Genomic DNA, 23677 nt, shown 5'->3' with positions numbered 1-23677 from the left:
ACGCGGCGGCACCCGGACGCGATGTGCTGCCCGTTGCGACGGCTCGACGTACCGCTTACCGGCCACCCAGTCCCGACATCGCGATGCCCCGCACGAACGACTTCTGCGCGAACGCGTAGATCACCAGCATCGGCGCCACCATCAGAATGGACGTCGCCATCAGCACCGGCCAGTTGGTCTCGTACTGTCCCTGCAGTCGCACCAGCCCCAAGGTGAGCGTCGAGATCTCGTCGCGCTGGATCATCACCAGCGGCCACAGGAAGTCGTTCCACACCGTCACCCAGGTCAATACCGCGAGCACCATCACCGCCGGTCGCGCGTGTGGCAGCAGCACCCGCCAATACGTCTGCCAGACCGAGCAGCCGTCGAGAATCGCCGCCTCCTCCAATTCGACCGGCAGCGTGAGGAAGAACTGCCGCATCAGATAGGTGCCGAAGGCGCTGCCGAACAACCCCGGCACGATCATGGCCAGAGGGCTGTCCACCCAGCCGAAAGTGCGCATGAGGATGAACTGAGGGATCACCGTGACCGTCGCCGGCACCATCAAGGTCGCGAGATAGGCGAGGAATACGACATTGCGGCCCCGGAACGGCAGGCGGGCGAAGGCGTATCCGGCCAGTGAGCAGAAGAACACCTGGCCGACGGTGACGCAGCCGGCGTAGACCACGGTGTTGAGGAAGATCCGCCCGAACGGCATCAGATCGAACACGTCGCGGTAGTTCGACCACGCCGGGGCCGTCGGGACGATACCGGTGTCGGAGATGTTGCCCTGTTCCTTCAACGAACTCGACAGCGCCCACAGCAGCGGAAACAACGCACACCAGGCCATCACGACCAATACCAGGTACAGCAGGGTGCCGCGGACGGTGCGGCGGACGACGGCACGGTTCGCGGTTGCTGTCGCCACCTCAGCCCTCGCTTCCGTCGGCATCGCCGCGAGTGAAGCGCAATTGCAGCAGCGTCAGCACCAGCAGGATCGCGAAGATCACCCAGGCCAGAGCGCAGGCATAGCCGATGTCGTCGAAGGAGAAAGCGTTCTGGTACAGCATGATCCCGAGTACGTAGGTGCCGGTTTCCGGCCCACCCTTACCGCCGGTGAGGACATAGGCCTGATCGAACACCTGGAACGAGTTGATGATCGTGATGACGAACGTGAATGCCAGCGCGGGCCGGATCAGTGGCACGGTCATCGAGCGGAACCGGCGGAACGCTCCGGCACCGTCGATGCGGGCCGCTTCGTAGACGTCGGCCGGTATGCCCTGCATGGCGGCGAGCAGGACGATGGTGGCGAACGGGACGCTCTTCCACACACTGACCAGGCACAGCGAGACCATCGCCCACGCGGGGTCGCTGAGCCACGGGACCGGATCGATGCCGATCCAACCGAGAGCGGTGTTGAGTACGCCGTAGTCGGTACTGAAGGTGAGTCGCCAGACCACCGCCATCGCCACCGTCGAGGCGACCAGCGGCATGAACATGATGCTGCGAAAGATGCCGATCGCCCGGAGTTTCTGGTTCAACGCTGCCGCGACCGCGAGACCGATGACGATCGTCGGGATCAGCGTGCCGACAGTGAAGATCACCGTATTGCGCAGCGCCACCCAGAACAGCGGATCGCGGGTGAAGAGCCGGCGAAAGTTGCCGATACCGACGAACTTCGGAGAACTGAACAGATCCCACTGGTGCAGGCTCAGATACAGCGTGAACAACAACGGGAACGCCATGAACACCGCGACCGCGATCAGATTGGGCGCGATGAACATTCGACCCGCGGCGGCCTTGCGCCGGCGCAGCGCGGACCCGCGCGGTGTGCTGGATGCTGTCATCGCGCGTCCAGGGTGGTGCGGTCGGCCGGGTGAGCCGCTGCGCGATTGTCGCTCACTGCGCCCGGTGATTTGCGGGACACCCGCACCCGGTCGGCCCAGTGAGCCGCTGCGCGATTGTCGCTCACTGCGCCCGGTGATTTGCGGGACACCCGCACCCGGTCGGCGCAGCGAGCCGCTGCGCGATTGTCGCTCACTGCGCCCGGTGATTTGCGGGACACCCGCACCCGGTCGGCGCAGCGAGCCGCTGTGCGATTGTCGCTCACTGCGCCTCCACCTCCAAGAGGTCGTTGATTCGGGTTGCGAGGCCCTGTTTGAACCAGTCCGCGGTGGCGGCTCCGCGGAACACGTGGTCGTAGCCCTGTTCGATGACCGCCTCGATACGTGGCCATGCGGGGGTGACCGGCAGGTTGTTGGCGTGATCTCCGCCGGAGAACACCTCGAGGTTGTGGACTCGCGTATGGGCCTGCGCGAACTCCTCGGAGGCGAGAGCCGACTTCAATGCGGGGACGAAGAGTCCCGATTTCGCGATGACGGACTGACCGACCGGCCCGGTGGCGAACTTGACGAATTCCCAGGCCTGCTCCTTGCGTGGGCTGTCGGCGGCGATCGACAACCCCGTGGTACCGATATCGGAGCGGGCCGCGGTTCCGCGTGGGCCGACCGGGAGCACCGTGACATCGAAGTCGAGGTCTTCCTGGCTCGTATAGGTGCTGTACATCCAATGCCCGGACAAGGCCATCGCGGCTTTTCCCTGCGCGAACATGTCCGACGACGAAAGCGATTGCTGGAATTCGATTCTCGGCATCACCCGGTGCCGGGTGGATAGGTCGGTGTAGAACTGGACGCCCTCGATGAAGGCGTCGTTGTCGATATTGGTGCGGGTCGGGTCGATGGACGGGGTGAACCATTCCACGCCGTTGTTCATGCCGAAGCAACTGGCCGAGTAGTAGGTGGTCCAGGGATCGACGAACCCCCACTGGGTGACCTCACCGGAGCTGTCTCGTTTGGTCAATGCGCGTGCGGCATCGAGGAATTCGTCGAAAGTCCAGGCGTCTTCCCAGCGGGCGGGCGGTGGTGGCAGTTCGGCGTCGGCGAAGAGTTTCTTGTTGTAGTACACGAAGATGCCGGCCCACTGTTCGGGCAGGGCGTATTGCGCATTCCGGTAGCGGAAGGTGTTGTACAGCGCCGGTGAGCTGTCCTGTTTCAGTGCGGCCGCGTACACCGGATCCTTGTCCAGGATGGTGTCGAGATTCGCGAAGATGCCGCGTTCGGCGAGGAAGGAATACGACAGCTCCCACGACATCAACACATCCGGGCATTTGCCGCCCGCACAGTAGGTGAGGATCTGGGTTTGCGGATCGGGGCCCGACATCTGGGTCCGGACCTTGATGTCCGGGTGCAGGGCGCGGAACTCGTCGATGATCTGCAGCCGGACCTTCGCCTCGTCGGGTTTGGCCTGGAGGAAGAAGGTCAGCGCATCGTCGTCGCCGCATCCGGTCAGCGCGGACCCGGCCGCTGCCGTCCCGGCGGCCGCCGCACCCCGCAGCAGCGTGCGCCGGTCGAACCTCCGAAACGATGCCACCCGCACCCCCGTCCGACTATCTCGAGCGAACTTGTCTGCCGACGAACGTAATACCGCAGTGGGTGATCCGTCCGGAAAATGCGGCAGACCGGTCGACGGAAGCAGATCCCGGGGGTGGCAAGCATCCGGGAGGCCGCCGCGTGCCACCTCGGTTCGGGTCTACTCGGCCCTGCGGCCGTCGAGCAGCACCGCTGCGGCCGGACAGGACAGCCATGCCCGTTCCGCGTCAGCGTGCCGAGCCGGGGCCTGCGACGGCTCGGTGACAAGTGAGGTGCCGTTGTCGTCCTGATCGAAAAGGTGCGGTGCGGTGAGGGCGCACATGCCGGCGCCGATACAGGCGTCGCGATCGACAGTGATCTTCACGGTTCGCTACTCACCAATCGACCGGGAGGCTGTGGACGCCATAGATGTCCAGGCCGGCGCGCATGGGGATTTCTTCGACGGGTGCCGCGAGCCGGAGGGTCGGGAAGCGGCGCAGCAGGGCGGGCAGTGCGATGCGCATTTCCATTCGTGCCAGCTGCTGGCCCAGACATTGATGCCGTCCGTGACCGAACCCGATATGCCCCGTTGCGTCGCGGGCGATATCGAGCACATCGGGGTCGGCGAATTTCGCCGGATCCCGGTTGGCCGCTTGCATCGCCAAGGCCACCGACTCGTATGCGGCGATGCGAGTACCGGCGATTTCCACGTCTTGCACGGCTGTACGGAGGTTGGTGTGCGCGATGGTCAGGTAACGCATGAGTTCTTCCACCGCGCGGTCGACCGCATCGGGATCGTCTCGCACCGTTGCCAATTGTGCGGGATGTTGCAGCAGCGTCAGCGTGCCGAGCGCCACCATGTTGGCGGTGGTGTCCAGACCTGCACCGAGAAGTAGCGCACCGATTCCGGCCAGTTCGGCGTCGGTGAGATCGGAGATGGTGAGGTCGCTCAGAACATCGTCGGTCGGATGGCGGCGCTTGACGGTGACCAGCTCCGAGATGTAGGCGACGATGGTGCGAAATGCTGTCACACGCTGCTGCATCGAGTCGTCGACGCCGCCGAGGGCATTCATGTTGCGCTGGAACAGATCGCGGTCGGCGTAGGGAACGCCCAATAGTTCACAGATCACCAGGGCCGGGATCGGATGGGCGAAGTGCGGCACCAGATCGAGTGGTCCACCGGCCGCAGCCATGACTTCCAATTGCCGGGCGGTGATCTCGGTGACGCGATCTTCGAGTTGGCGCATCCGGCGCACAGTGAACCGGCCTGCCAGTATTTTTCGATACCGGGTGTGTTCGGGGGCGTCGACCCCCTGCATGTCGCCGGGCTCGGCGGGTGGCATGGCGCCGGCGTCGGCCAGCGGGTAATGGCCGATGTCGTATCGAACGCTGAATCGCGAATCGGCGAGAATCGTTCGAACGATGCTGTGCCCCGTGGCGAGCCAGCCTTCGTGACCGTCCGGGAAGGTCATGCGCACCAACGGTGCAACCGCACGGATGTCACCGAGCTCGGTGGGTGGATCGGCGGGGCTTGCAGCAGGCCGTGTGGTCGGCAGAGCGGCGAGGTGTTCGACGCGTCGGTCAGCGAAGTTCACGTGTTCTCCACATGTCTCGAGTATTCATTGATATGCGAAAGCTACGTTGCGTCGAGCAGGGACTGCCAGGATTCTCGGGTTGTTCGAGTCGATAATATGCTGGTAGACAATGCAATTGTCATTGCGTTAAGCGCCTGTGTCATTGCAACCAGGCCTGGCCTTGTATTGCAATGACGCTGCCAGTGAATGCATACTCGGACGTATGCCCGGTGGCCGACTGACCGCATTCGATCGTGACCACATCGCCGAAGCCCTGTCCCAGGGCATCGGGTACGCCGAAATTGCCCGGCAGTTGTCCCGCCCCACCTCGACTGTCAGCCGGGAGGTGCAGCGTAACGGCGGCCCCTGCCGGTACAACGCACGCCGCGCCCAGCGAGCCACCGAACGACGGGCTCGGCGTCGTGTACGCAATACCGTCGGTTCCGAACCGGCCACCGACGGTCCGCTGTCGGATTTCCTCGATGATTTCGCGGCAACAATCGCTACGACTGGGCTGTCGCCCACCGCCGCGCGCGTCATGGTTGCCCTCTACTCCAGTGACACCGCTGCGGTCACTGCCGCGGAACTGGTTCGACACCTCGGAGTGAGTCCGGCGACCATATCCGCCTCCGTTACTGCCTTGGAGGCGCAGGGGCTGCTGCGTCGGGAGCGGCTACCCGGCACGCGCCACGACACCTACCGTATCGGCGACGATCCTTGGGTGCGAGCCACTTTGGCCAGCGCGGAGCAGATGGCAACCCTCGTCGTCGCAGCACACCGAGGCGCGGCCGTCTTCGCCGCGCGCCCCGCCGGCCCGCGTTTCGAGGCTATGGGCGAATTCCTCGAGTATGTCCGCAACGACATGCTCGCCAGTGTGCAGCGCTGGCGTCGAGTGCTCGATGAACGCGATGCCTGAGGGCCTCCCGAGCCGGGCTGAGCCACATCACGCCGCGGATCCGTGCATAGTGGGAGTTCGTGCTCGGACAGGTGACAGGGACGGAGTGGTTGGAGCGCCATGGAACTAGTGACATCGCTGCCTGCCGACACCCCGCTGCGGCTGGTGCCGGAACGGGTGCGGCGCATCGAAGCCCTCGGATTCGACACGGTGCACATCTCCGAGACGGTCCGGGACCCCTTCGCGGTGGCGGCACTGGCTGTCGAGCACAGTTCCACGCTCACCGTTCGGACGTCGATGGTGGTGGCGTTCGCGCGCAGCCCCATGCTGACCGCGTTGTCGGCCTGGGATCTGGCGGACTTCTCCGGAGGTCGATTCCAGCTGGGGCTGGCGACCCAGGTGCGCGGAAACATTGTCGGGCGATATTCGATGCCGTGGACGGATCCCGTTGCGCAACTGCGGGATTACGTTCGTGCGGTACGTGCCGTGTTCGAGGCGTTCCGCACCGGCGACGCGCTCGACTACGAGGGAACGCACTACACACTCAACCGGTTGCAGCCGTATTTCAACCCGGGACCGATCGAGGCCGCGGCGCCCGAGATCTGGACCGGTGGGGTGAATGCGCGGATGTGCGCGCTCGCAGGTGAGGTTGCGGACGGGTTCGTCGCCCACCCCACCTGCTCGCACCCGAAGGTCCTCGCGGAGAAGATCGTTCCGGCGCTCGAGGCCGGCGGCCGGAAACCTCGGGTCATCGCGGTGCCGAAGGTGATTACCGGCCGGGACGCGACCGTGGTCGCGTCCGCACGTGAGTCGGTGCGCGAAGAGCTGGCGTTTCTGTACTCCACACCCGCCTACCGCATCGCGCTGGACGTGTTGGGGTTCACCGAGGTGGGGGAGCGGCTGACCGCCATGGCACGCTCCGGCGACTGGGCCGGCCTGGCCGGCGTCCTCACCGATCCGGTACTGGATGCCCTTGTCACACAATGCGTATACGCCGAGTTGCCCGCAGTACTGACCGCGCTGTACGCGAACCTCTGCGACGGCATCGCCTTGGCGGTGCCGCAGGACGCTGCCGACGACGAAGAGTTTCGGAGGATGTGCGACGACCTTCGATCTGTCCGGTGACGCCCTCGTGCCCGGTCCCGGAAAGGAAGGATCTCCATGCCGACTCCCCGTTCTCATGACGAACGCGTAGCTGCTGCGCGCCATCGGCTGCAGCAGGAATATCAGATGTGGCTGTCTACCGGCGCACACGACGGCCCCCCATCTCATCCCGGTGGCATTCGTCGAGGACGGCGCCGCCATCGTCACCGCCACCGGTGCGAACAGCAAGACGGTTCGAAACCTTCGCGGCAGCGGTCGGGCTCGCGTCGCTGTGGGCACTACCTCCGACGTGGTGATGGTCGATGCCACGCTCGACGGTCTGATATCGGTAAACGAGGTCGTGGCGGACCTTGCCGACCGCTTCGCCGCCGTCTCGCACGACCCGCGACAGCTGCCGGGCTACATCTACATCCGGCTGCGTCCTCGACGAATCCAGGTGTGGAACGGATTCCACGAGTTCGCAGGACGAACAGTGATGCTCGACGGGGAATGGCTTTCACGCCCGGTCGACTGAGCTGAACAGCGAGCACGGCGAGCGGCGCGCCCCGTCGTGGGGCGGGTGCGGCGGATACGTTCAGACTGCACCGAGCTGCTGCATCATGCCCGTGCTGTCCGATATCACCCAGTACTCGGCGAACCGGCCGTTCTCGACCCGGAAGATGTCGTGGCCGCTGAACGAGATCCGGGTGCCCGGCGTGGCGGTCGCGCCGGGTATGCCGCCCAGGTAGGAACCGTGAAAGGTCCAACGCGCCGCACACAGACCGGAGGCAATGATTGGCCCGACGTCGAGTGTGTTTTCGATCTCGGAGAACAAGGCGCGCGACTGGCGAATCTGATCTGCGGCCGCCTGCGGCCCGTGGACCTCGCGTGACGGCCAATGACCGACGAAATCGGGGGTGAAGATCTCCTCGGCGACAGCGAAATTTCCATACCACAGATCGAAGAGCCAGCGACGGTAGAGTTTCTCCTGCTGTGCGATGTCGTCATCGGTCATGCTGCACACGGTGCCGTATCGGCACGGGGATGTCTTGGATAAAAGGGAACACACCGATCACGCGGCGCGTACGTCCGCTGTGGCCCGGCAGCCGCCGTGATCCGAGAAGCCGCGCAGGTCAGCGGAGCAGGTGAGCCAGCAGCTGGGCAGGAGCGTCCTCCTGCAGGAGGTGGCCGGCATCGTCGATCCAGTGCATCCGGGCGTGCGGAATGCGTTCGTGCAACCAGTGCCTCCGGAGGGAGGATGCGATCCTCGCGACCCCACAGCAGCTGGACCGGAATATCTATTTCCGACAGCAACGGCTCGTACGGTTCGGTGTCGACCTGCGCCAGTTGACGGTATTGCCGGTAGTAGGCGGCTTGGCCTGCCGACCCGAGCCAGGGGCGCAGGAATGCCTGTTGCACTCCGGGGCGGAAGCCGACGTGGGTTGCGTTGCGCAGGTGGGCGGCGACCAGGGCTTCGTGGGCATAGCCGGGCAGCTGCTCGAAGACCTCGTGGTGGGCGCGCATCAGGGCGAAGAGCCCACGTTCCCACTGCCCGCCGCTGACGCAGTCGAACAGGGTCATGTCGCGGTAGCGGGCGCCTTCGAGCAGGAGGGCGCGCAATGCGATCGCCCCGCCGATATCGTTGGCGATCACCGTCGGAACGGAGTCGGCGGTGTCGAGTCCCCAGTAGTGCAGCAGTCCGGTGAATCGTCGGGCCTGCGCGGCCAGGGTCAGATCCTGGCCCTCGGCCTGCTCGGACCGGCCGTAGCCGAGGTGATCGAAGACGTAGACGGTGTGCCGCTCTGCCAGGGCGGGCGCGATCTCCCGCCAGAGGAACGAGGAGTACGGCGTGCCGTGTACGAGCACCACCGACCGCTGCCCGCTTCCCAGCCGGGCCCAGCGCACCGCGCCTCCGTCGACCTCTATCGATTCCGGCAGCTCCCAGGTCAAGATCTTCACCTTTCGTTCGCACGTCACTGGTTCCAGCACGACCTGTCCACGGTGCACCCGGCATCCATTGTTGCGGCGGGTGCTGGATCGTCACCGCTGAGCTAGTTTCCCTGCGCCTGCGCCGCACCGATTTCCTCCGCCGAGTCCTGGAACGCCGTGGCGGCGCGGTCGAAGTAGTCGAAGAGGAATTCGCGCTGTTCGGGGGTGTAGCTCTCGATGATCTCGCCGATCTTGCGGCGGGCCGGGGTGAGTACGCGGTCCAGGTCGGCGGGTTTGGCTACCGGCTCGACGATGACCTTGCGCCGGTCGCCGGGGTCGGCGGTGCGCTGTACGTAGCCTGCCTGTTCCAGGCGGTCGATGAGACGTGTGGTGGGGCCGGTGGTCAGGCCGGTTCTGGTCCCGAGCTCACCCGGGGTCAGCGCTCCGCTCAGTTCCAGCACATTGAGCGCGTACAGGTCCGTGGCGCCCAGGCCGACGGCCTTGGCGCCCGCCTGAGCGTGCAGCACGACGGAACTCAGGTAGCGGCGAAAGACCTGGCCCGGATCGTTTTCCTGGCTGCCTGTTGACAAGATCTCACCTTTCTTCGTAATCTCTTCGTCAACGAAGAGAAATCTTCAACGCAGATACATCTCCTAAGAAGAGAATATCATGAGAAGGGTTTTCGCCATGAGTACCGACATCGATCCGGTCGCCCCTACCGAAGTCGTCCCGGCCGTCAGGAATCGCCGGCGCACCGTCGTCAAGGTGCTGGGTGCGACCGTCGTCGCACTGGGTGTCGCGGCGGCCGGAGGGTATGTATGGCTCGATCGGACCTCGGACGTCCGGAACGTGGGTATCGACGAGTGCACGAGCGTCACCCCGGACGGTGGCACCGCCGATGACCTGCAGGGCGTATGCGACACGTTGGCCGAGGCGACCGCGGCGTGGGGCCGTGGGGATGCCGATGCCTACGGTGAAACCTTCACCGAGAACGGCACTTACACCACGTTCGTCGGCACCCACTACGTGGGTCGGCACGACATCACCGAGGCGCATCGCGCCCTGTTCGACGGATTCGTGAAGGGAAGTAAGCTCACCGATTCCTACCTCGGCATTCGCTTCTTCGGTGGTGACGTCGCCATCGTCACCACCCGCGGCGACCGCTACGAGGGTGATCGCCCGCAGGAGCTGTCCAAGACTCAGACCTACACCATGGTCAAGGAGCGGGACGGTGAGTGGAAGATCGCTGCCTTCCACAACACCCAGCGTCAGCGGGTCATGGAGCGGTTCTCCTTCCTCTACGACAGCGCCACCAAGCCCGAGGCCGAGCAGTGAAAGCGCTGGTCACCGGAGCGAGTTCCGGTATCGGTCGCGCATTCGCGACAACGCTTGCCGCGCAAGGGTATGCGGTGACCGCAGTGGCGCGCGGCGCCGAGGCACTCGATGCCCTGATGGTCGAGCTCGGGCCCGGCCACGACTGTCTCGTAGCGGATCTCACCGCCGCCGAGGGGCTGGCGGCCACGGCGGAACTGCTGCGCGGTGGTGACTACACCCTGCTGGTCAACAATGCCGGAACCGCCACGCACGGCGAGCTCACCCAGGCGTCGCTCGAATCGGCGCTCACCACAGTAGACCTCAACTGTCGCGCGGTGGTCGTGCTCGCCCATGCCTTTCTCGCCGCCGCCGGCCCGGGGAGTGCCTTGGTGAATGTCTCGTCCACTCTGGGGTTCACACCGAAGCCCGGCCTGGGTGTCTACTGCGCGACCAAAGCCTTCGTCACCGCGTTCTCCGAAACCCTCTGGTACGAGCAGAAACCCAGGGGAGTGCAGGTGCTGGCGCTGTGTCCGGGAGTTACGCGCACCGCTTCGCAACGTGCCGACGGAGTGCCGTCGTGGCTGGTGCAGACACCGTCGGCGGTCGTTGCCCGGGCCCGGAAAGCGCTGTCCGACAGGGCAGGGCCGGTAGTGCTGACCAGCCGCATCAACCGACTGCTCACCACCGCACTGCGGTTGGTGCCACGCAAGGCCGCCCTGGCCGTACTCGCCGAGTGAAGGAGAAGAGATGAACACACACACCGATACCACCGCGATCCGGGCTCTGATCGAGCGCAGCGCCGACGCATGGGGACGCGGAGACGGCACCGCCTACGGTGCCTGCTTCACCGCCGATGCCATCGACGTCACCTACGTGGGCACCGTCTATCACGGGCGTGCGGACATCGGCCGTGGCCACCAGGCGCTGTTCGACAGCGTCCTGAAGGGCACTCGGCTCATCATCGAGATCGTCGACATCCGCCGCTACGGCAGCGATACCGCGATCGTGTCGACGCGCGGTGAGTCCGCCAAGCGGCACCCGAAGAAGCTCGGCAAACTGGCCACCTACACCGTGGTCCGCGACACCGACGGACAGTGGCGCATCGCGGCGGTGCAGAAGACCCGGCACAGGCCACTGCTGGAGGCTGTCTCCTTCCTGTTCCAGCCCGACTCCCGGCCGGCCGTCCGCGCATGAGCGTGATCGCCGTACTCGGGGCCACCGGTGGCACCGGGCGCAGAGTCGTCGACGGTGCGCTGAGCCGTGGGCATCGGGTGACCGCCGTCGTCCGGCGGGACGGGATACTGGCTCCCGCCCCAGGATTGACAGTGGTCATCGCCGCACCGACCGACCGGAAGTCCATGGCGGCGCTGCTGCGCGGCCACGATGCGGTGATCTCCGCACTGGGTGCCGCGGGTACGACACCGACGACGCTCTACTCCGACACCGCGGCGGCACTCGTCGACGCCGTGCCGGCCGGTGGACGGGTAGTCGTGCTGTCCTCCGCCGGAGTTGCGACGCCGGTGGGCGCGAACCTGGTGATCGGGTCCTTCGCCCTTGTCCTGCAACGGATCATGCGCAATATCTATCGCGACATGCTGGAGATGGAACGCCGACTCGCACAGAGCGAGCTGCGCTGGACCGCGGTGCGGCCGACCGCGCTCGACGATCGCCCGGCCGGGGGCCACCCGCGAATGTCGGTGGGGGCGCAGACGAGAGTCGGCTCCCGCACCTCACGAGCGGACCTGGCGGACTATCTCCTCGACGTGCTCGACGACCCGGCCACCTACGGCACGGTTGTGGCCTTCTCGTCCTGAACAGGGCTGCCGTCAGGCCGGCTGGAATCGGGTCACCCGGGTATGCAGGATGTCGGTGAGGGACTCCGCGCGCCACTGCCGCAGGAGTTCGTGGAAGGCGACCGCGCCGTACGGGTAGGAATTCGCGCTGTTCGGCCTGCCCGCGCCCTCACGGTTGTAGTAGCCGGGTGTGCACTCCGCGTGGAACCATTCGTGATCGGGGGCGTCTGCGGCAAGGGTGGCGATCCACGCGTCTTCGTCCGCGCGCGTCGGTTCGATGATCGCTTCCCGGGCCTCGGCGGCCGCGACGAGGGCCGCGGCATGAACGGCTTGTTCATCCAGGATGTGGGTGAAGTTGACACTGCTCGCGTTGTGCGTGGTTCCCATCTGGATCAGGTTGGGAAATCCGTTGCTGGTGAAGCCGTGCAGACTACGGTGGCCGTGCTCGGCTCGGACCTGCTGCAGCCCGATGCCGCCGCGGCCGCGGACCGGAATCCTGCCGGCGTGGATGCCGGAGACCCCGACCGAGAATCCGGTGGCGAAGATCAGACAATCGAGTTCGTATTCGGTGGTGCCGACGACCACGCCGGTTTCGGTGATGCGCTCGATCCCGTGCGTGTCCGCGGTATCGACGAGGGACACGGTGTCCAGGTTGAACGCCGAGTAGTACGTGTCGGAGAAGGTCGGGCGTTTGCACGCGTACCGGTACCAGGGCTCGAGCTTGTCCGCGGTCTCCGGATCGGTGACGATCTGCCGGACGCGGCGGCGTAGTTCACTCATCTTCGCGGCATCGGCTGCCTCGTAGGCGGTTTCGAACGCCGGGCCCGGATCGTCGCGGCGGAAGCTCGGCAGCAACTTTTCCAGCAGACCGGCCGAGGCGGTCCAGCCGTCGGCCACGAGGTCCCGGTCGACCGGCTCGCCGGAAACGATGCGCAGGAAGTTTTCCCGGCGTTCCCGGGCCCAGCCGTTGTGGTCGGCGCCGACGTCCTCCGCGGTGGTCCGGCGGTTGCCTCGCACATCCACGCTGGAGGGTGTGCGCTGGAAGACGTAGACATGCTGTGCGTCCCGGGCCAGCATCGGGATCACCTGGACGCCCGTAGCGCCGGTGCCGACGACACCGACGCGCTTGTCGGCGAGGCCGGTCATGCCGCCGTCGGGCGTGCCACCGGTGTAGGTGTAGTCCCACCGCGAGGTGTGAAAGGTATGGCCCCGAAAGGATTCGATACCGGGGATCCCGGGCAGCTTCGGATCCGACAGGGTGCCGGTGGCGGTGACGACGTATCGGGCATGGAAGGCGTCACCGCGATCCGTGGTTACGATCCAGGTCTCGGAGGGATCGTCCCAGGCGAGTGCGGTGACCGAGGTCGAGAACAGGGCATCCGGATACAACTCGAACTGCTGCGCGATGCGCACGGCATGGCAGCGGATCTCCTCGCCGGGGGAGTACTTCCATTCCGGGACGTACCCGGTCTCGTCGAGCAGCGGCAGGTAGACGTGGGAGTCGATATCGCAGTGGATTTCCCGGATAGCGATTCCAGTACCAGGTGCCCCCGAAATCACCGCCCTTCTCGACGATCCGGAGGCGCTGCACCCCGTGCTGCCGCAGCCGCGCTCCGGCGAGGATGCCGCCGAAACCACCACCGACCACGGCCACATCGACGGTGTCGGCCAACAGCTCCCGCTCGGCAACCGCCCCCACGTACGGATCGGCGGCGTAGTAGCCGAATTCTGCTTCGGTGTCACGGTATTGGGCGGCACCGTCGGGCCGAACCCGTCGCTCACGCTCGAGTCGGTAGCGCCGGCGCAGGGCGGCAAGGTCGTCCGAAGTCCACGCATGCGTGATCGTCATTGTGAGGGGCTCACTCCAATCCATCGACGCCCACGAGACGGGCGGCCGACACCCACGGTAACAGCACCCGGACAACACTGTCCGGGTGGTGCCGCCATGAACTATCCACTGCACCAGTCGCTTTCGCGCGCGTACGTGTGTGCGTGGATTCTGGTGGACTCTGTCCGAGGTGTGGGTGCGCGTGGTGCCGCGGCGTTCGGCAGACCGGCGGCCGTCCGGCCCGCGCTCAGTCGTGGAACGGCCGCACCGGCCCGATGTCGACCCCGAGCAGTCGCCACGCCGCCGATGCCCGGCGTTCCCGCTCGGCGCGGTCGGCACCGCTGACGGCGCCGGAGACCATGGCGGAGGCGAGCATGAGATCGCTCACCGAACCGAGCCGATGCCCTTCGGGCAAACGCTGTTTCAAGGCGCACTCGACGCGCTCCGCAAGGGTCCGGGCGTGCGCGCGAACGGTGGATCGCCCGATCGCGATATCGAGATGCATGAGATCGATGAACGCGGCCGACTCCGTCAGATGCCAGGTGAGTACACCGAGAATGTCGACGAAACCCATATCCGCGTCCGCGGCGGCTCGTTCGATCTGCCGGACGTTGTCCTCGAGCACCGCATTCGTGACCGATGCGCGGTCGGGAAAGTTCCGATACAGCACGCCCTGACCCACCCCGGCGCGGCGGGCGATGGCGGACAAGGGAACGTCCAACCCGTGCTCCGCGTACGTCTCTCGTGCTGCCGCGATCAACGCATCCCGGTTGCGGGTAGTCACCTTCCGCCCGGCATTCGGGGGTCTTCTCCCGTCGGCTGTCGGCGGCTGCATGAGGTTGGAGGATACCGGCCGACGAGAGGTGGAACGACCGTGCTCCTTGCGCCCTCGCAAAAATTTCTATTCCTGAAATATTGCCGGATTGGAAGTTTTAGTTGATCATGAAGGCATGGCGTCGCAGGGGTTGAGGGAGCGGAAGAAGCAGGAGACTCGTGCGGCGCTGAGTCAGGCCGCCTGGTCGCTGATGCTGGAGCAGGGGTTGAAGGCGGTCAGCCCGGAGCGGGTGGCCGAGATCGTCGGTGTGTCCGGGCGGACCTTCCGCAACTACTTCTTTTCCGTCGAGGAGGCCATCGTCGAGGCGACGATGCGGCACGCCGAATCGATGGCCGACGCGGTGCGGTCGCGGCCGCCGGCCGAGCCGGTGTGGGATGTGCTTGCCGCGGTACTTCCCGACATCGTCGCGACCATGGTGAGCAGTCGCGACGATGTGGCGACATTGCTGCGGGCCGGTCGTGAGAATCCGTCGATCCTGGCCGCGCATCTGGCCTCGATGGATCGCAGTTCGTGGCAGCTGACCCAGGCCGTGGCCGAGCGCATGGGTACCGATCCCCAGCGGGACCTGACCACCCGGTTGCTCGCCGCCGCGGCCGGGATGACGGTGCGAATTTCCCTGGAAGTGTGGTCCGCGAGCGATGGCTCGACCGACCTGCCCGATGTGGTCCGCGCCGCCCTCGCACAGCTGCGGGACGGAATCCCGCAGGCGGGCAACAGAATTCCCGGCTGACCTGACAGCTGGAGTATCGGGCTCGGTCGGCGCTGCACGGCTCTGCCGTGCAGTGATGCGAAATGAGAAGTGTAACCACTGATAGCGAGGGAGATTTCATGACCACTATCGTCGATTCTGCTCCGCGGTTGCCGTTCAGCCGTCCCAGCACCCTGGAGGTCGCGCCGCGTTACGCACAGTTGCGACAGCAGGCGCCGGTGGTCCGGGTGACGAGTCCGGCCGGTGATCCGGCCTGGTTGGCAGTGGGATACGCGGAGGTCAAGCAGATCCTGGGTGACCCGCGCTTCGGGCGCAGACATCCCGAGCCGGAGAAGGCGGCCAGGGTGTCGCAGGCCGCGGTCGCGGGTGGTCCCCGCGGCGATTACAACACCGAGCAGCACGATCACCAGCGCATGCGCAAGATGCTGGTCCCTGCCTTCTCCGCGCGGCGGATGGCGCAGCTCACCGAGCGGATTCAGGAACTGACCGCACAGTGTCTCGACGATATGCAGGCGCAGCACGACGCCGACCCGGGCGAGCCGGTGGACTTGGACAAGGTGCTGTCGTTTCCCTTGCCCGCCTTGGTGATCAGCGAACTGCTCGGGGTGCCGCCGGAGGATCGCCAGCTGTTCGGCGATATCTCCAAGCGGATGACGAATATGTACGACGGTGCCGACGCCGCGGCGGCACGGGCCGAACTCGAGCAGTACTGCGCCGGGCTGGCCGCGATCAAACGCGCGACACCGGCTGCGGACGTGATCTCCGACGTCGTCGCCATGCAGGAGGAGGATCCCACCTTCACCGACGACGATGTGGCCGACCTGGCCGCCGGACTGTTGTTCGCCGGACACGAAACTACTTCCGGCCGAATCAGTTTCGGCACGATGTGGTTGCTGTCCGACGAGGCGCGCCGGGCGGAGTTCGCCGCCGATCCCGAGAGGCGGGTGCAGCCCACGGTGGAGGAGATCCTGCGCCTGGCAGCACCGTCGGTCAGCCCGGGTCTGCTGCGGTATGCGCGGGAGGATGTCGAGATCGGCGGGATCACCATTGCGGCGGGCGAACTGGTGCTGCTCAATGCCGATTCCGCCAATCGCGACGAGTCGGTGTTCGCCGACCCGTTGGAGTTCCGCACCGACCGAAAGCCGAACGCGCACGTGGCTTTCGGGCACGGCATGCACGTGTGTATCGGTGCCAGCCTGGCGCGGACCGAGTTGCGCACCGTGTTCCCCGCGCTGTTCCGGCGCTTTCCCGGCCTGCGCCTGGCCGTCGACGTGGAGGAACTGGAACTGCGGACCCACAGCGTCACCGGCGGGGTCGATCGGGTACCCGTCCGCTGGTGAGCAGCGCGGCAGTCGGCATCATCACCGGAAAGGAGAAGCCCGTGCACGTGGAAGTCGACCGGCCCATGTGTGTCGGATCGGGACAGTGCGTCCTGACCGCGCCCGATGTCTTCGATCAAGACGACAACGGCATCGTGACGCTCGTCCAGGAGCGGCCCGGTGCCGACCAGCGCGAGGTCGTGGAGGAGTCGGCGGCGCTCTGCCCGGCCGGCGCGATCCGGCTGGCACAGTAGTCACACCGAACAGGGTGTTCCGGGCCGTTTCCGGATGTCGACCGAGACGGCCCGGACGCCGGCAGCGCAGCGCTACATTGTGTTCGGGCTGAGTCGAACCCTGTTCACCCTCCGGGGCACCGGATTCAATCGAAGGTATGGCAGCACAGGGAACGTCGGCCGACGCAGCGGATAGTTTCACCACGGAGTGGGAGCGGTGGCACCGGGGCCAGGAGGCGCACTTGTCCGATCCGCACGGGTTTCTCGCCATCACGAGCCTGCACTGGCTCACCGACACTCCGGAACGGTTCGACGACGCGCCCGGTGTGTGGTCGACGGGCCCCGAGGGGGTGGTGGTGGTGCTCGACGAGGGGGAGCAGCTGACCATCGACGGTGCGCCGGTGCGGGGCCGGTACGGGTTCGGCGCCATTGCCGAACGTGGTGGTGTGAACGCCGTCTGGGGAGAGGCGGTGATCGAGGTCGCCAGGCGTGGCGGGAACGATATCGTACGTCCGCGGCATCCGAATACGCCGCTGCGTACCAACTTTCACGGCACCCCCACGTTCGCGCCGGACCCGAAGTGGGTGGTTGCCGGACGCTACGTGCCGTTCGACGAGCCGCGTCCGACGACGGTCGGGGCGACCGTGGAAGGCCTCGAGCACATCTACGACGCGACGGGGCGGATCGAGTTCGAGGTCGAGGGCCGGGCACTGCGGCTGACCGCATTTCCCGGCAAGGCCCCCGGCACCCTGTCGGTGTTGTTCACCGACGCGACCTCCGGGATCACCACCTACGCGGCGAACCGGGTGGTGCAGGTCGCGGCTCCGGCCGACGACGGCGCAGTGGTGCTCGACTTCAATCGTGCGGTGAATCTGCCCTGCGCCTACACCGACCTGGCGACCTGCCCGCTGCCACCGGCGGAGAACCGGCTGCCGATCGCGGTCGAGGCAGGGGAGAAGCTCCCCTACGAGCGCCGGGGATCAGCTGTGCGCTGATCGGCACGCCGCCGCAACGGGCCGAAGAAAGTTTTTCAGCAGCTGTCCCTTCGCGGGTCTCGCGTCCCTGCAATCCGGCTGGGCGGCGCGGTCGAGACCCGGCCACGGGTAGATATCCCGACCGAGGACGCGTTCTGATCGAGGACGTCTTCCGGCGTGAGTGGGGACGGGTGCTGGCCTCGCTCGTCGGCTTCCTCGGCGATTTCGATCTCGCCGAGGGAGGCGCGCAGGAGGCGTTCGCGGTCGCGGCCGAGCGGTGGCCCCGCGACGGGGTGCCACGACATCCCGTCGCCTGGCTGGTGACCACGGGCCGCCACCGCGCTATCGACCGGCTGCGCCGCGAGCGGACCCTCGCCGACAAGTATCGGACGCTCGGCCACGATCGGATGGTCTCGCACATGGACGACATCGATCTGGACGACACCACGATCGCCGACGAACGGCTGGAGCTGATCTTCACCTGCTGCCATCCGGCCCTGGCGACCGAAGCGCAGGTGGCGCCGCTCCCGGCACGACCAGGACATGATCGCTGACGGGCGCCGCGTCCTCGACCGGGCACTCGCGCTGCGGCCGGACGGCGGCCAGTACGTGCTGCAAGCGGCGATCGCGTCGCTGCAGGCCGACGCGGACATCGACTGGCACGAGGTCGAGTTGCTCTACGCGATGCTCGAACATCGCACCGGTTCGCCGGTGGTCACGCTCAGTCGCGCGGTCGCGATCGCGGAGTCGGGAGCACCCGGGCGGGCCCTCGAACTTGTCGACTCGCTCGACCTCGGCGGCTACCGTTACCTGCATTCCACGCGTGCCGAACTGCTGCGTCGCCTCGGCCGCACCACCGAAGCGCGGGAGGCCTACACGCGCGCACTCGCGCTGGCTGCCACCGAACCGGAAGCGCCGGTTCCTCGACCGCCGCCGGTCGGACCTCGGCTGACTCGGGCGGACATTTATCTGCTTGCGGCACGAACAGGTGTGCCGCAGAATGGTCCGCCGGTGCCGAGACCTGCGAAAATGTGCGATCACGTGTGCCGGTAGGAGAGCGAAGAAAACCGGGCGAAACGGGTGGTTCATGTTCGATGTGATCATTGCCGGATGCGGGCCGACCGGTGCGATGCTGGCCGCCGAACTGCGGCTGCACGAGATGCGGGTGCTTGTGCTGGAGGGCGAGACTGCGCCGGTGTCGCTCGCGCGCATCGTCAGTCTGCACACGCGCAGCCTCGAACTGATGGCCATGCGCGGACTGCTGGACCGACTCCTCGAGCACGGCAGGCGGCGACCGGTCGGCGGGATCTTCGCCGGTATCGCCACACCCGCGCCCCCCGGCCTCGAGTCGGCCTACCTGCTCGGTATTCCGCAGCCGGTGGTGGTTCGAATCCTCGAAGACCACGCTCGGGAACTGGGCGCGCAGATCCGGCGCGGTTGTGCGGTCACAGGTTTCGAGCAGGACGACGACGGTGTCACCGTCGAACTGCGCGACGGGGAGCAGCTGCGCACCCGGTATCTCATCGGTTGTGACGGTGCGCGCAGCACCGTGCGGTCCCTGCTCGGCGTCGGCTTTCCCGGCGAGCCCGCCCGGACCGAGACACTGATGGGGGAGATGGAAGTCGGTGTGCCCCAGGAGGAGATCGCCGCCAGGGTCGCCGAGATCCGCGAGACCGACAAGCGTTTCATGCTCGGGCCGGTCGGCGAAGGTATCTATCGTGTCGTGGTTCCCACCGGAAAAGTCGTGGAGCATGCGCCCGCGCCCACGCTCGAGGAGTTCGCGCACCGGCTGCGTACCACCGCCGGCACCGACTTCGGCGTGCACTCGCCGCGGTGGCTGTCCCGTTTCGGCGATGCCACCCGATTGGCCGAGCAGTACCGGATCGGGCGGGTCCTGCTGGCCGGGGATGCCGCACACATTCATCCGCCCGCCGGTGGTCAGGGTCTGAACCTCGGTATCCAGGATGCGGTCAACCTCGGCTGGAAGCTGGCCGCCCAGGTGCAGGGCTGGGCGCCGGGGACTCTGTTGGACACCTACGAGGCCGAACGCCGTCCGGTCGCCGCGGATGTCCTGGACAACACTCGAGCCCAGATGGAGTTGCATTCGACCGAGCCCGGCGCGCAGGCCGTGCGCCGACTTCTCACCGAACTGATGGAATTCGATCGGGTGAACCGGTATCTGATCGGGAAGATCACCGCGATCGACATCCGCTACGACTTCGGCGACGGTCCCGACCTGCTCGGCCGCCGGCTGGCCGACCTCGACCTGCGGCAGGGAACGCTCTACGAGCGAATGTACCGGGGCCGTGGTCTGATCCTGGACCGCACCGGAGCTCTCACCGTCGCAGGCTGGTCGGATCGGGTAGATCTGATTGCGGACAGCACTGTGGCACTGGATGTTCCGGCGCTGCTGCTCCGCCCCGACGGTCACATCTGCTGGATCGGTGAGCAGCAGCGGGATCTCGACGATCACCTCGCCCGCTGGTTCGGCCGGCCCGGCGGCTGATTCGCCGCGGAGTCGGCTGGAGCGCGGACCCACAGCGGTACACACCGGCAGTGACCGGCACCGACTCACCTGGTACGACGTACGGCAGGCCAGTGCCGGGGTGGGGTTTGGTCTCAGGTGTTCGGGTATTCACTCGACCGAGACACATGAGCTCTCGACCGCGATAGGGAGCCCGACCGATTCGTTACATCCGCCCGTATCCGACGAGCCAGGAGGACGAACTTCGATGCTGACCGGCCACAACTACCGCCGCCCCGCGTTCGTGACCACCGCTCTGGCGGCACTCACACTCGCCGCGGTCGCGACCGCCGCACCGGTGCTCGCCGACAACACCATCGACATCAAGGGGGTGGGTCCTGCGAATGTCGGCGTCGACTACACCTGTGACGCCGATTCCGGGGCGGTCGCAGTCAAGGTGATGGCCGGTGCTCCCGATGCCGACGCCCCTGCGGCGACCGGCGCGCAAACGGATATCACCTGCGACGGCCGGCCCCGGAATACGGTCGTCATTCTGGCTGGAACCGACGGTTCACCCGCGCAGCTGTCCCAGGGGCACACCGTGCAGGTGCGTGCGGCACTGGTCGACGCGGGCGACATCGTGGTGTCCGGGAAGGCCAACGTTTTCACGCTCGGATAGGAGGCCCGGTGGGTGCCCCGGCCCGGATCGCCTGTCCGGGCTCGGGGCTGCGGATCGGGTGAAGGCGGCGCGTGCGGCGGTTCCGCTCGCTACCCTGAGTCGATGCGATCCCGGGGATTTCGGAACGTCATGGCTGTGCTCACCGCTGTCGGTTCCCTCCTGTTACCCGGTGCTCCCGCTCAGGCTGCTCCGCCGATGCGCGCCACCGTCGCACCGCTGGATCCCGGATTCCTGTGGGGCGTGGCGAGTTCCGGGTTCCAGTCCGAAGGACATGCGCCCGACAGTAATTGGACTCGCTATATCGCCGGCAATCCCGGCTACGAGGCGTTGGGTGATTCGGTCGATTTCGCCGGGCGGTACGAGTCCGACATCCGGCTGGCGGCCGATATGGGTATGCGGGTGTTCCGGGTCGGGGTCGAATGGGCCCGGCTGCAACCGGCGCCCGGGGTGTGGGACGAGAACGCTTTCCGGTTCTATGATTCCGTTGTCGACGCCATCGAGCGCGCCGGGATGCGGCCGATGATCACGCTGGACCACTGGGTGTATCCGGGCTGGGAGGCGGACCGGGGTGGGTGGAACAATCCGGGAATGGTCGGTGACTGGCTGGCGAATATGCGAGCCGTCGCCGACCGATACTCATCGCGGAATCCACTGTGGGTCACCGTGAACGAGCCGGTGGCCTATATCCAGCACGAGGTGCGGCAGGCGGGGGCCGACGCGGGCGCGATGCTGGGGCGGGTAGCCGAGGCGCACAACGCCATCTACGACTACATCCACCAGAAGCAGCCCGGGGCACAGGTGACTGCCAACGTCGGCTATGTCGCCGGTGCCGAGGACCAGGTCAACGGTGAGTTCGTCGACCGGGTCGCCGGGCGGCTCGACTACATCGGCGTGGACTATTACTTCGGTTTCGATCCGGCGCGGTCGCTGTACGAGTCGATCGGCCGGGCGACCGGTTCGGCGCTGCCGAATCTGCCGGGCCCGCGGATCTGGGAGACGCCGCTGCGCACCGAGGGTATCTACTATGCGCTGCAACATTATTCGCGTCGCTTTCCCGGTAAGCCCCTGTACATCGTGGAGAACGGGATGCCTACCGAGAACGGCCGGCCCCGCGGCGACGGCTACACCCGCGGCGACCACCTGCGCGACACCGTGTACTGGCTGCAGCGTGCGAAGGCCGACGGGATGAACGTGATGGGCTACAACTACTGGAGCCTCACCGACAATTACGAATGGGGAAGTTACACACCCCGATTCGGTCTCTATACCGTGGATGTGCGTACCGATCCGTCGCTGACGCGTCGTCCCACCGACGCCGTCGGCGCCTACTCCCGGATCGTCGCCGCGAACGGTGTGCCGGCGGACTATCGGCCCACCCGGGCCCCCGCACTGTGCATTGTCGTCGACCCGCCGGCGAGCTGTCTCGACCCGATCGGTGTGCCGTAGCTACCGGGATCCGGTGAATCGGCGATTGCGTGCGTCCGGCGTGCACACGGGGGTATGTTGCCAATATGTTGCTGTATGTCCATCCTGGATCAGTGAACGCTCCTGGAAGTCGAAATCCGAATCGAAACCGGTGACGAAGGGAATAGGCCGACATGCCGGAAAAGAATTCCATCGTATGGCCGCAGTTGCGGGTGGCGGACTGGACCGATACGCGCGAGACTCTGCATATGTGGATGCAGGTGGTGGGAAAGATCCGGCTCGCGCACGCCCCGCTGACGAATCATTGGTGGCAGGTGACGCTCTATGTCAGCCCACGCGGGTTGACCACGTCGGCGATTCCGTACGGTGATCGGCTGTTCGATATCGAATTCGACTTCTTCGCACACCAGTTGCTGATTCGTGCCGACAACGGCACCACCCGCACCGTGGCGCTCGCACCGAAATCGGTCGCACAGTTCTACGGCGAAACAATGCAAGCCCTCGACGAGCTGGGATTGGAGACGCGGATTCAGGGTCGGCCCAACGAGGTCGACCCCTCCATTCCGTTCGCCGAGGATACCGAACATGCCTCCTACGACCCGGAGGCCGCGCAGACGTTCTGGCGTCAGCTCGTGCACGCCAACCGTCTGCTGAACGACTTCCGCTCCGGCTTCACCGGTAAGGTCAGCCCGGTTCATTTCTATTGGGGTGCCATGGATTTGGCCTGCACTCGGTTCTCCGGTCGCACCGCGCCCGAACACGCCGGCGGTGCACCGCACTGTGCCGACTGGGTGATGGTGGAGGGCTACTCCCATGAACTCAGCAGCTGCGGATTCTGGCCCGGCGGCGGCGAGGAAGGCGCATTCTATGCCTACTCCTATCCCGAACCGGAGGGGTATCGCGACTACCGACTTACAGTTCCGGGCGCGCACTATGCCGCTGACCTGGGGGAATTCGTGCTACCTTACGAAACCGCGCGTGTCGCGCCGGACCCGAACGAGATGGTCTCCATGTTCCTGCACGAAACGTACGCGGCGGCAGCAGATCTCGGCAATTGGGATCGGGAATCGCTGGAATGCGATCCGCGTCGGTGGGCCGAGAAACGAGTGGCGGCCCGCTGGTCGGCGCGGTAACCGCCCGGACGAGCAGCGTGGTTGCCGGTGGCGCCTCAACCGGGACGGGCGATGCGATAGGCCTCCGTGCCGGGTCCCGCTTTCTTCTTCCGCCGATACCGCGT

At 66.3% G+C, this 23677-nt stretch carries 28 protein-coding genes and 1 pseudogene; 17 read left to right on the top strand and 12 right to left on the bottom strand.

Translation table 11 applies throughout. The annotated features are described in order from the left end of the window. Positions 1 to 55: 55 nt before the first annotated feature. The 6 genes from NV2_RS28615 to NV2_RS28590 all read right to left on the bottom strand — a co-directional run bounded on the left by NV2_RS28615 (position 56) and on the right by NV2_RS28590 (position 4981). Entirely contained in the window at positions 56 to 931 is an 876-nt protein-coding gene (locus NV2_RS28615) for a carbohydrate ABC transporter permease (protein WP_067881378.1), read from the bottom strand. Beyond that, the gene (locus NV2_RS28610) at positions 909 to 1826 is read right to left on the bottom strand and encodes a carbohydrate ABC transporter permease (RefSeq protein WP_067881375.1); all 918 of its coding nucleotides are present in this window, start codon (positions 1824 to 1826) and stop codon (positions 909 to 911) included. The genes NV2_RS28615 and NV2_RS28610 overlap by 23 nt, the downstream gene beginning before the upstream one ends. Next, positions 1823 to 2089, bottom strand: a complete 267-nt coding sequence (locus tag NV2_RS28605; protein ID WP_067881371.1) for a hypothetical protein — start codon at positions 2087 to 2089, stop codon at positions 1823 to 1825. Before NV2_RS28605 ends, NV2_RS28610 begins: the two co-directional genes overlap by 4 nt. Continuing rightward, positions 2086 to 3408 (bottom strand): ABC transporter substrate-binding protein, encoded by a 1323-nt coding sequence (locus NV2_RS28600; RefSeq protein ID WP_067881416.1) that lies wholly within the window; start codon positions 3406 to 3408, stop codon positions 2086 to 2088. Before NV2_RS28600 ends, NV2_RS28605 begins: the two co-directional genes overlap by 4 nt. A 159-nt stretch (positions 3409 to 3567) precedes the next feature. Beyond that, on the bottom strand, positions 3568 to 3771 hold the full coding sequence (locus NV2_RS28595; protein ID WP_067881369.1) for a ferredoxin: 204 nt from the start codon (positions 3769 to 3771) through the stop codon (positions 3568 to 3570). 10 nt (positions 3772 to 3781) lie between these two features. Continuing rightward, entirely contained in the window at positions 3782 to 4981 is a 1200-nt protein-coding gene (locus NV2_RS28590; RefSeq protein ID WP_067881365.1) for a cytochrome P450, read from the bottom strand. A 202-nt stretch (positions 4982 to 5183) separates the two neighbouring features. Here NV2_RS28590 and NV2_RS28585 point away from each other — a divergent pair, with 202 nt between their 5' ends. The 3 genes from NV2_RS28585 to NV2_RS28575 all read left to right on the top strand — a co-directional run bounded on the left by NV2_RS28585 (position 5184) and on the right by NV2_RS28575 (position 7473). Further along, positions 5184 to 5876, top strand: a complete 693-nt coding sequence (locus NV2_RS28585) for a GbsR/MarR family transcriptional regulator (protein WP_067881362.1) — start codon at positions 5184 to 5186, stop codon at positions 5874 to 5876. A gap of 99 nt (positions 5877 to 5975) precedes the next feature. Beyond that, positions 5976 to 6980, top strand: a complete 1005-nt coding sequence (locus tag NV2_RS28580; RefSeq protein WP_067881359.1) for a TIGR03617 family F420-dependent LLM class oxidoreductase — start codon at positions 5976 to 5978, stop codon at positions 6978 to 6980. A gap of 151 nt (positions 6981 to 7131) precedes the next feature. Beyond that, on the top strand, positions 7132 to 7473 hold the full coding sequence (locus NV2_RS28575) for a hypothetical protein (RefSeq protein WP_210749841.1): 342 nt from the start codon (positions 7132 to 7134) through the stop codon (positions 7471 to 7473). A gap of 60 nt (positions 7474 to 7533) precedes the next feature. Here the strand turns inward: NV2_RS28575 and NV2_RS28570 are convergent, their stop codons facing one another. The 3 genes from NV2_RS28570 to NV2_RS28560 all read right to left on the bottom strand — a co-directional run bounded on the left by NV2_RS28570 (position 7534) and on the right by NV2_RS28560 (position 9457). Further along, positions 7534 to 7953, bottom strand: a complete 420-nt coding sequence (locus tag NV2_RS28570; RefSeq protein WP_067881355.1) for an ester cyclase — start codon at positions 7951 to 7953, stop codon at positions 7534 to 7536. Next, entirely contained in the window at positions 7950 to 8888 is a 939-nt protein-coding gene (locus NV2_RS28565) for an alpha/beta fold hydrolase (protein WP_245662818.1), read from the bottom strand. The genes NV2_RS28570 and NV2_RS28565 overlap by 4 nt, the downstream gene beginning before the upstream one ends. A gap of 101 nt (positions 8889 to 8989) precedes the next feature. Continuing rightward, positions 8990 to 9457, bottom strand: coding sequence for a MarR family winged helix-turn-helix transcriptional regulator (locus NV2_RS28560; RefSeq protein WP_067881352.1), 468 nt, complete (start codon positions 9455 to 9457; stop codon positions 8990 to 8992). Between the two features lie 97 nt (positions 9458 to 9554). Between NV2_RS28560 and NV2_RS31170 the strand changes: the two genes are divergently transcribed. Genes NV2_RS31170 through NV2_RS28540 form a run of 4 tightly spaced genes read left to right on the top strand, consistent with a single transcriptional unit; the run spans position 9555 to position 11995 of the window. Next, entirely contained in the window at positions 9555 to 10202 is a 648-nt protein-coding gene (locus NV2_RS31170; RefSeq protein WP_157103135.1) for an SgcJ/EcaC family oxidoreductase, read from the top strand. After that, entirely contained in the window at positions 10199 to 10918 is a 720-nt protein-coding gene (locus NV2_RS28550; RefSeq protein WP_067881349.1) for an SDR family NAD(P)-dependent oxidoreductase, read from the top strand. The genes NV2_RS31170 and NV2_RS28550 overlap by 4 nt, the downstream gene beginning before the upstream one ends. Positions 10919 to 10928: 10 nt before the next feature. Then, the gene (locus tag NV2_RS28545) at positions 10929 to 11375 is read left to right on the top strand and encodes an SgcJ/EcaC family oxidoreductase (protein ID WP_067881346.1); all 447 of its coding nucleotides are present in this window, start codon (positions 10929 to 10931) and stop codon (positions 11373 to 11375) included. Beyond that, positions 11372 to 11995 (top strand): NAD(P)-dependent oxidoreductase, encoded by a 624-nt coding sequence (locus tag NV2_RS28540; protein WP_067881343.1) that lies wholly within the window; start codon positions 11372 to 11374, stop codon positions 11993 to 11995. Before NV2_RS28545 ends, NV2_RS28540 begins: the two co-directional genes overlap by 4 nt. Before the next feature lie 12 nt (positions 11996 to 12007). Here the strand turns inward: NV2_RS28540 and NV2_RS28535 are convergent, their stop codons facing one another. From NV2_RS28535 to NV2_RS28530, 3 genes and pseudogenes are all read right to left on the bottom strand, one after another. Further along, the gene (locus tag NV2_RS28535) at positions 12008 to 13534 is read right to left on the bottom strand and encodes a flavin-containing monooxygenase (protein ID WP_210749842.1); all 1527 of its coding nucleotides are present in this window, start codon (positions 13532 to 13534) and stop codon (positions 12008 to 12010) included. Between the two features lies 1 nt (position 13535). Next, positions 13536 to 13823: pseudogene (locus tag NV2_RS32510) on the bottom strand (hypothetical protein); the annotation flags it as partial. 226 nt (positions 13824 to 14049) lie between these two features. After that, a complete protein-coding gene (locus NV2_RS28530) occupies positions 14050 to 14637 on the bottom strand; it encodes a TetR/AcrR family transcriptional regulator (protein WP_067881341.1) in 588 nt (195 codons plus the stop codon). 115 nt (positions 14638 to 14752) lie between these two features. Between NV2_RS28530 and NV2_RS28525 the strand changes: the two genes are divergently transcribed. The 10 genes from NV2_RS28525 to NV2_RS28480 all read left to right on the top strand — a co-directional run bounded on the left by NV2_RS28525 (position 14753) and on the right by NV2_RS28480 (position 23573). Beyond that, a complete protein-coding gene (locus NV2_RS28525) occupies positions 14753 to 15367 on the top strand; it encodes a TetR/AcrR family transcriptional regulator (protein ID WP_067881338.1) in 615 nt (204 codons plus the stop codon). A gap of 98 nt (positions 15368 to 15465) precedes the next feature. Next, positions 15466 to 16686 (top strand): cytochrome P450, encoded by a 1221-nt coding sequence (locus tag NV2_RS28520; RefSeq protein WP_067881335.1) that lies wholly within the window; start codon positions 15466 to 15468, stop codon positions 16684 to 16686. Then, complete coding sequence (locus NV2_RS28515; RefSeq protein ID WP_307613585.1) at positions 16683 to 16919, top strand: ferredoxin; 237 nt, start codon at positions 16683 to 16685, stop codon at positions 16917 to 16919. The genes NV2_RS28520 and NV2_RS28515 overlap by 4 nt, the downstream gene beginning before the upstream one ends. Before the next feature lie 137 nt (positions 16920 to 17056). After that, positions 17057 to 17893: a DUF1684 domain-containing protein gene (locus tag NV2_RS28510; protein ID WP_067881332.1), complete on the top strand. Its 837-nt coding sequence runs from the start codon at positions 17057 to 17059 to the stop codon at positions 17891 to 17893. Between the two features lie 170 nt (positions 17894 to 18063). Then, positions 18064 to 18426 carry a sigma factor gene (locus NV2_RS32880; protein WP_067881330.1) on the top strand — a complete coding sequence of 121 codons (363 nt, stop codon included), beginning with the start codon at positions 18064 to 18066 and terminating at the stop codon, positions 18424 to 18426. Next, positions 18416 to 18925 (top strand): tetratricopeptide repeat protein, encoded by a 510-nt coding sequence (locus NV2_RS32875; RefSeq protein ID WP_067881327.1) that lies wholly within the window; start codon positions 18416 to 18418, stop codon positions 18923 to 18925. The genes NV2_RS32880 and NV2_RS32875 overlap by 11 nt, the downstream gene beginning before the upstream one ends. A 34-nt stretch (positions 18926 to 18959) precedes the next feature. Beyond that, positions 18960 to 20378: an FAD-dependent monooxygenase gene (locus NV2_RS28495; RefSeq protein WP_067881324.1), complete on the top strand. Its 1419-nt coding sequence runs from the start codon at positions 18960 to 18962 to the stop codon at positions 20376 to 20378. Between the two features lie 226 nt (positions 20379 to 20604). Beyond that, positions 20605 to 21015: a hypothetical protein gene (locus NV2_RS28490; RefSeq protein WP_067881321.1), complete on the top strand. Its 411-nt coding sequence runs from the start codon at positions 20605 to 20607 to the stop codon at positions 21013 to 21015. Between the two features lie 102 nt (positions 21016 to 21117). Next, on the top strand, positions 21118 to 22461 hold the full coding sequence (locus tag NV2_RS28485; protein ID WP_067881318.1) for a family 1 glycosylhydrolase: 1344 nt from the start codon (positions 21118 to 21120) through the stop codon (positions 22459 to 22461). Between the two features lie 152 nt (positions 22462 to 22613). Continuing rightward, complete coding sequence (locus NV2_RS28480) at positions 22614 to 23573, top strand: DUF5996 family protein (protein WP_067881315.1); 960 nt, start codon at positions 22614 to 22616, stop codon at positions 23571 to 23573. Positions 23574 to 23677: the final 104 nt, after the last annotated feature.

The sequence above is a fragment of the Nocardia vermiculata NBRC 100427 genome (assembly GCF_001613265.1).
In the GTDB taxonomy this organism is placed as follows: domain Bacteria; phylum Actinomycetota; class Actinomycetes; order Mycobacteriales; family Mycobacteriaceae; genus Nocardia; species Nocardia vermiculata.
Note: the sequence above shows the minus strand (reverse complement) of the source record. Positions and strands in the feature narration are given on the sequence as shown.

Bases quoted from the DNA above. Each gene is read 5' to 3' on its own strand.
- NV2_RS28615 (WP_067881378.1), bottom strand. From the start codon at position 931: ATGCCGACGGAAGCGAGGGCTGAGGTGGCGACAGCAACCGCGAACCGT.
- NV2_RS28610 (WP_067881375.1), bottom strand. From the start codon at position 1,826: ATGACAGCATCCAGCACACCGCGCGGGTCCGCGCTGCGCCGGCGCAAG.
- NV2_RS28585 (WP_067881362.1), top strand. From the start codon at position 5,184: ATGCCCGGTGGCCGACTGACCGCATTCGATCGTGACCACATCGCCGAA.
- NV2_RS28580 (WP_067881359.1), top strand. From the start codon at position 5,976: ATGGAACTAGTGACATCGCTGCCTGCCGACACCCCGCTGCGGCTGGTG.
- NV2_RS28570 (WP_067881355.1), bottom strand. From the start codon at position 7,953: ATGACCGATGACGACATCGCACAGCAGGAGAAACTCTACCGTCGCTGG.
- NV2_RS31170 (WP_157103135.1), top strand. From the start codon at position 9,555: ATGAGTACCGACATCGATCCGGTCGCCCCTACCGAAGTCGTCCCGGCC.
- NV2_RS28545 (WP_067881346.1), top strand. From the start codon at position 10,929: ATGAACACACACACCGATACCACCGCGATCCGGGCTCTGATCGAGCGC.
- NV2_RS28540 (WP_067881343.1), top strand. From the start codon at position 11,372: ATGAGCGTGATCGCCGTACTCGGGGCCACCGGTGGCACCGGGCGCAGA.
- NV2_RS28530 (WP_067881341.1), bottom strand. From the start codon at position 14,637: ATGCAGCCGCCGACAGCCGACGGGAGAAGACCCCCGAATGCCGGGCGG.
- NV2_RS28525 (WP_067881338.1), top strand. From the start codon at position 14,753: ATGGCGTCGCAGGGGTTGAGGGAGCGGAAGAAGCAGGAGACTCGTGCG.
- NV2_RS28520 (WP_067881335.1), top strand. From the start codon at position 15,466: ATGACCACTATCGTCGATTCTGCTCCGCGGTTGCCGTTCAGCCGTCCC.
- NV2_RS28510 (WP_067881332.1), top strand. From the start codon at position 17,057: ATGGCAGCACAGGGAACGTCGGCCGACGCAGCGGATAGTTTCACCACG.
- NV2_RS32875 (WP_067881327.1), top strand. From the start codon at position 18,416: ATGATCGCTGACGGGCGCCGCGTCCTCGACCGGGCACTCGCGCTGCGG.
- NV2_RS28495 (WP_067881324.1), top strand. From the start codon at position 18,960: ATGTTCGATGTGATCATTGCCGGATGCGGGCCGACCGGTGCGATGCTG.
- NV2_RS28490 (WP_067881321.1), top strand. From the start codon at position 20,605: ATGCTGACCGGCCACAACTACCGCCGCCCCGCGTTCGTGACCACCGCT.
- NV2_RS28485 (WP_067881318.1), top strand. From the start codon at position 21,118: ATGCGATCCCGGGGATTTCGGAACGTCATGGCTGTGCTCACCGCTGTC.
- NV2_RS28480 (WP_067881315.1), top strand. From the start codon at position 22,614: ATGCCGGAAAAGAATTCCATCGTATGGCCGCAGTTGCGGGTGGCGGAC.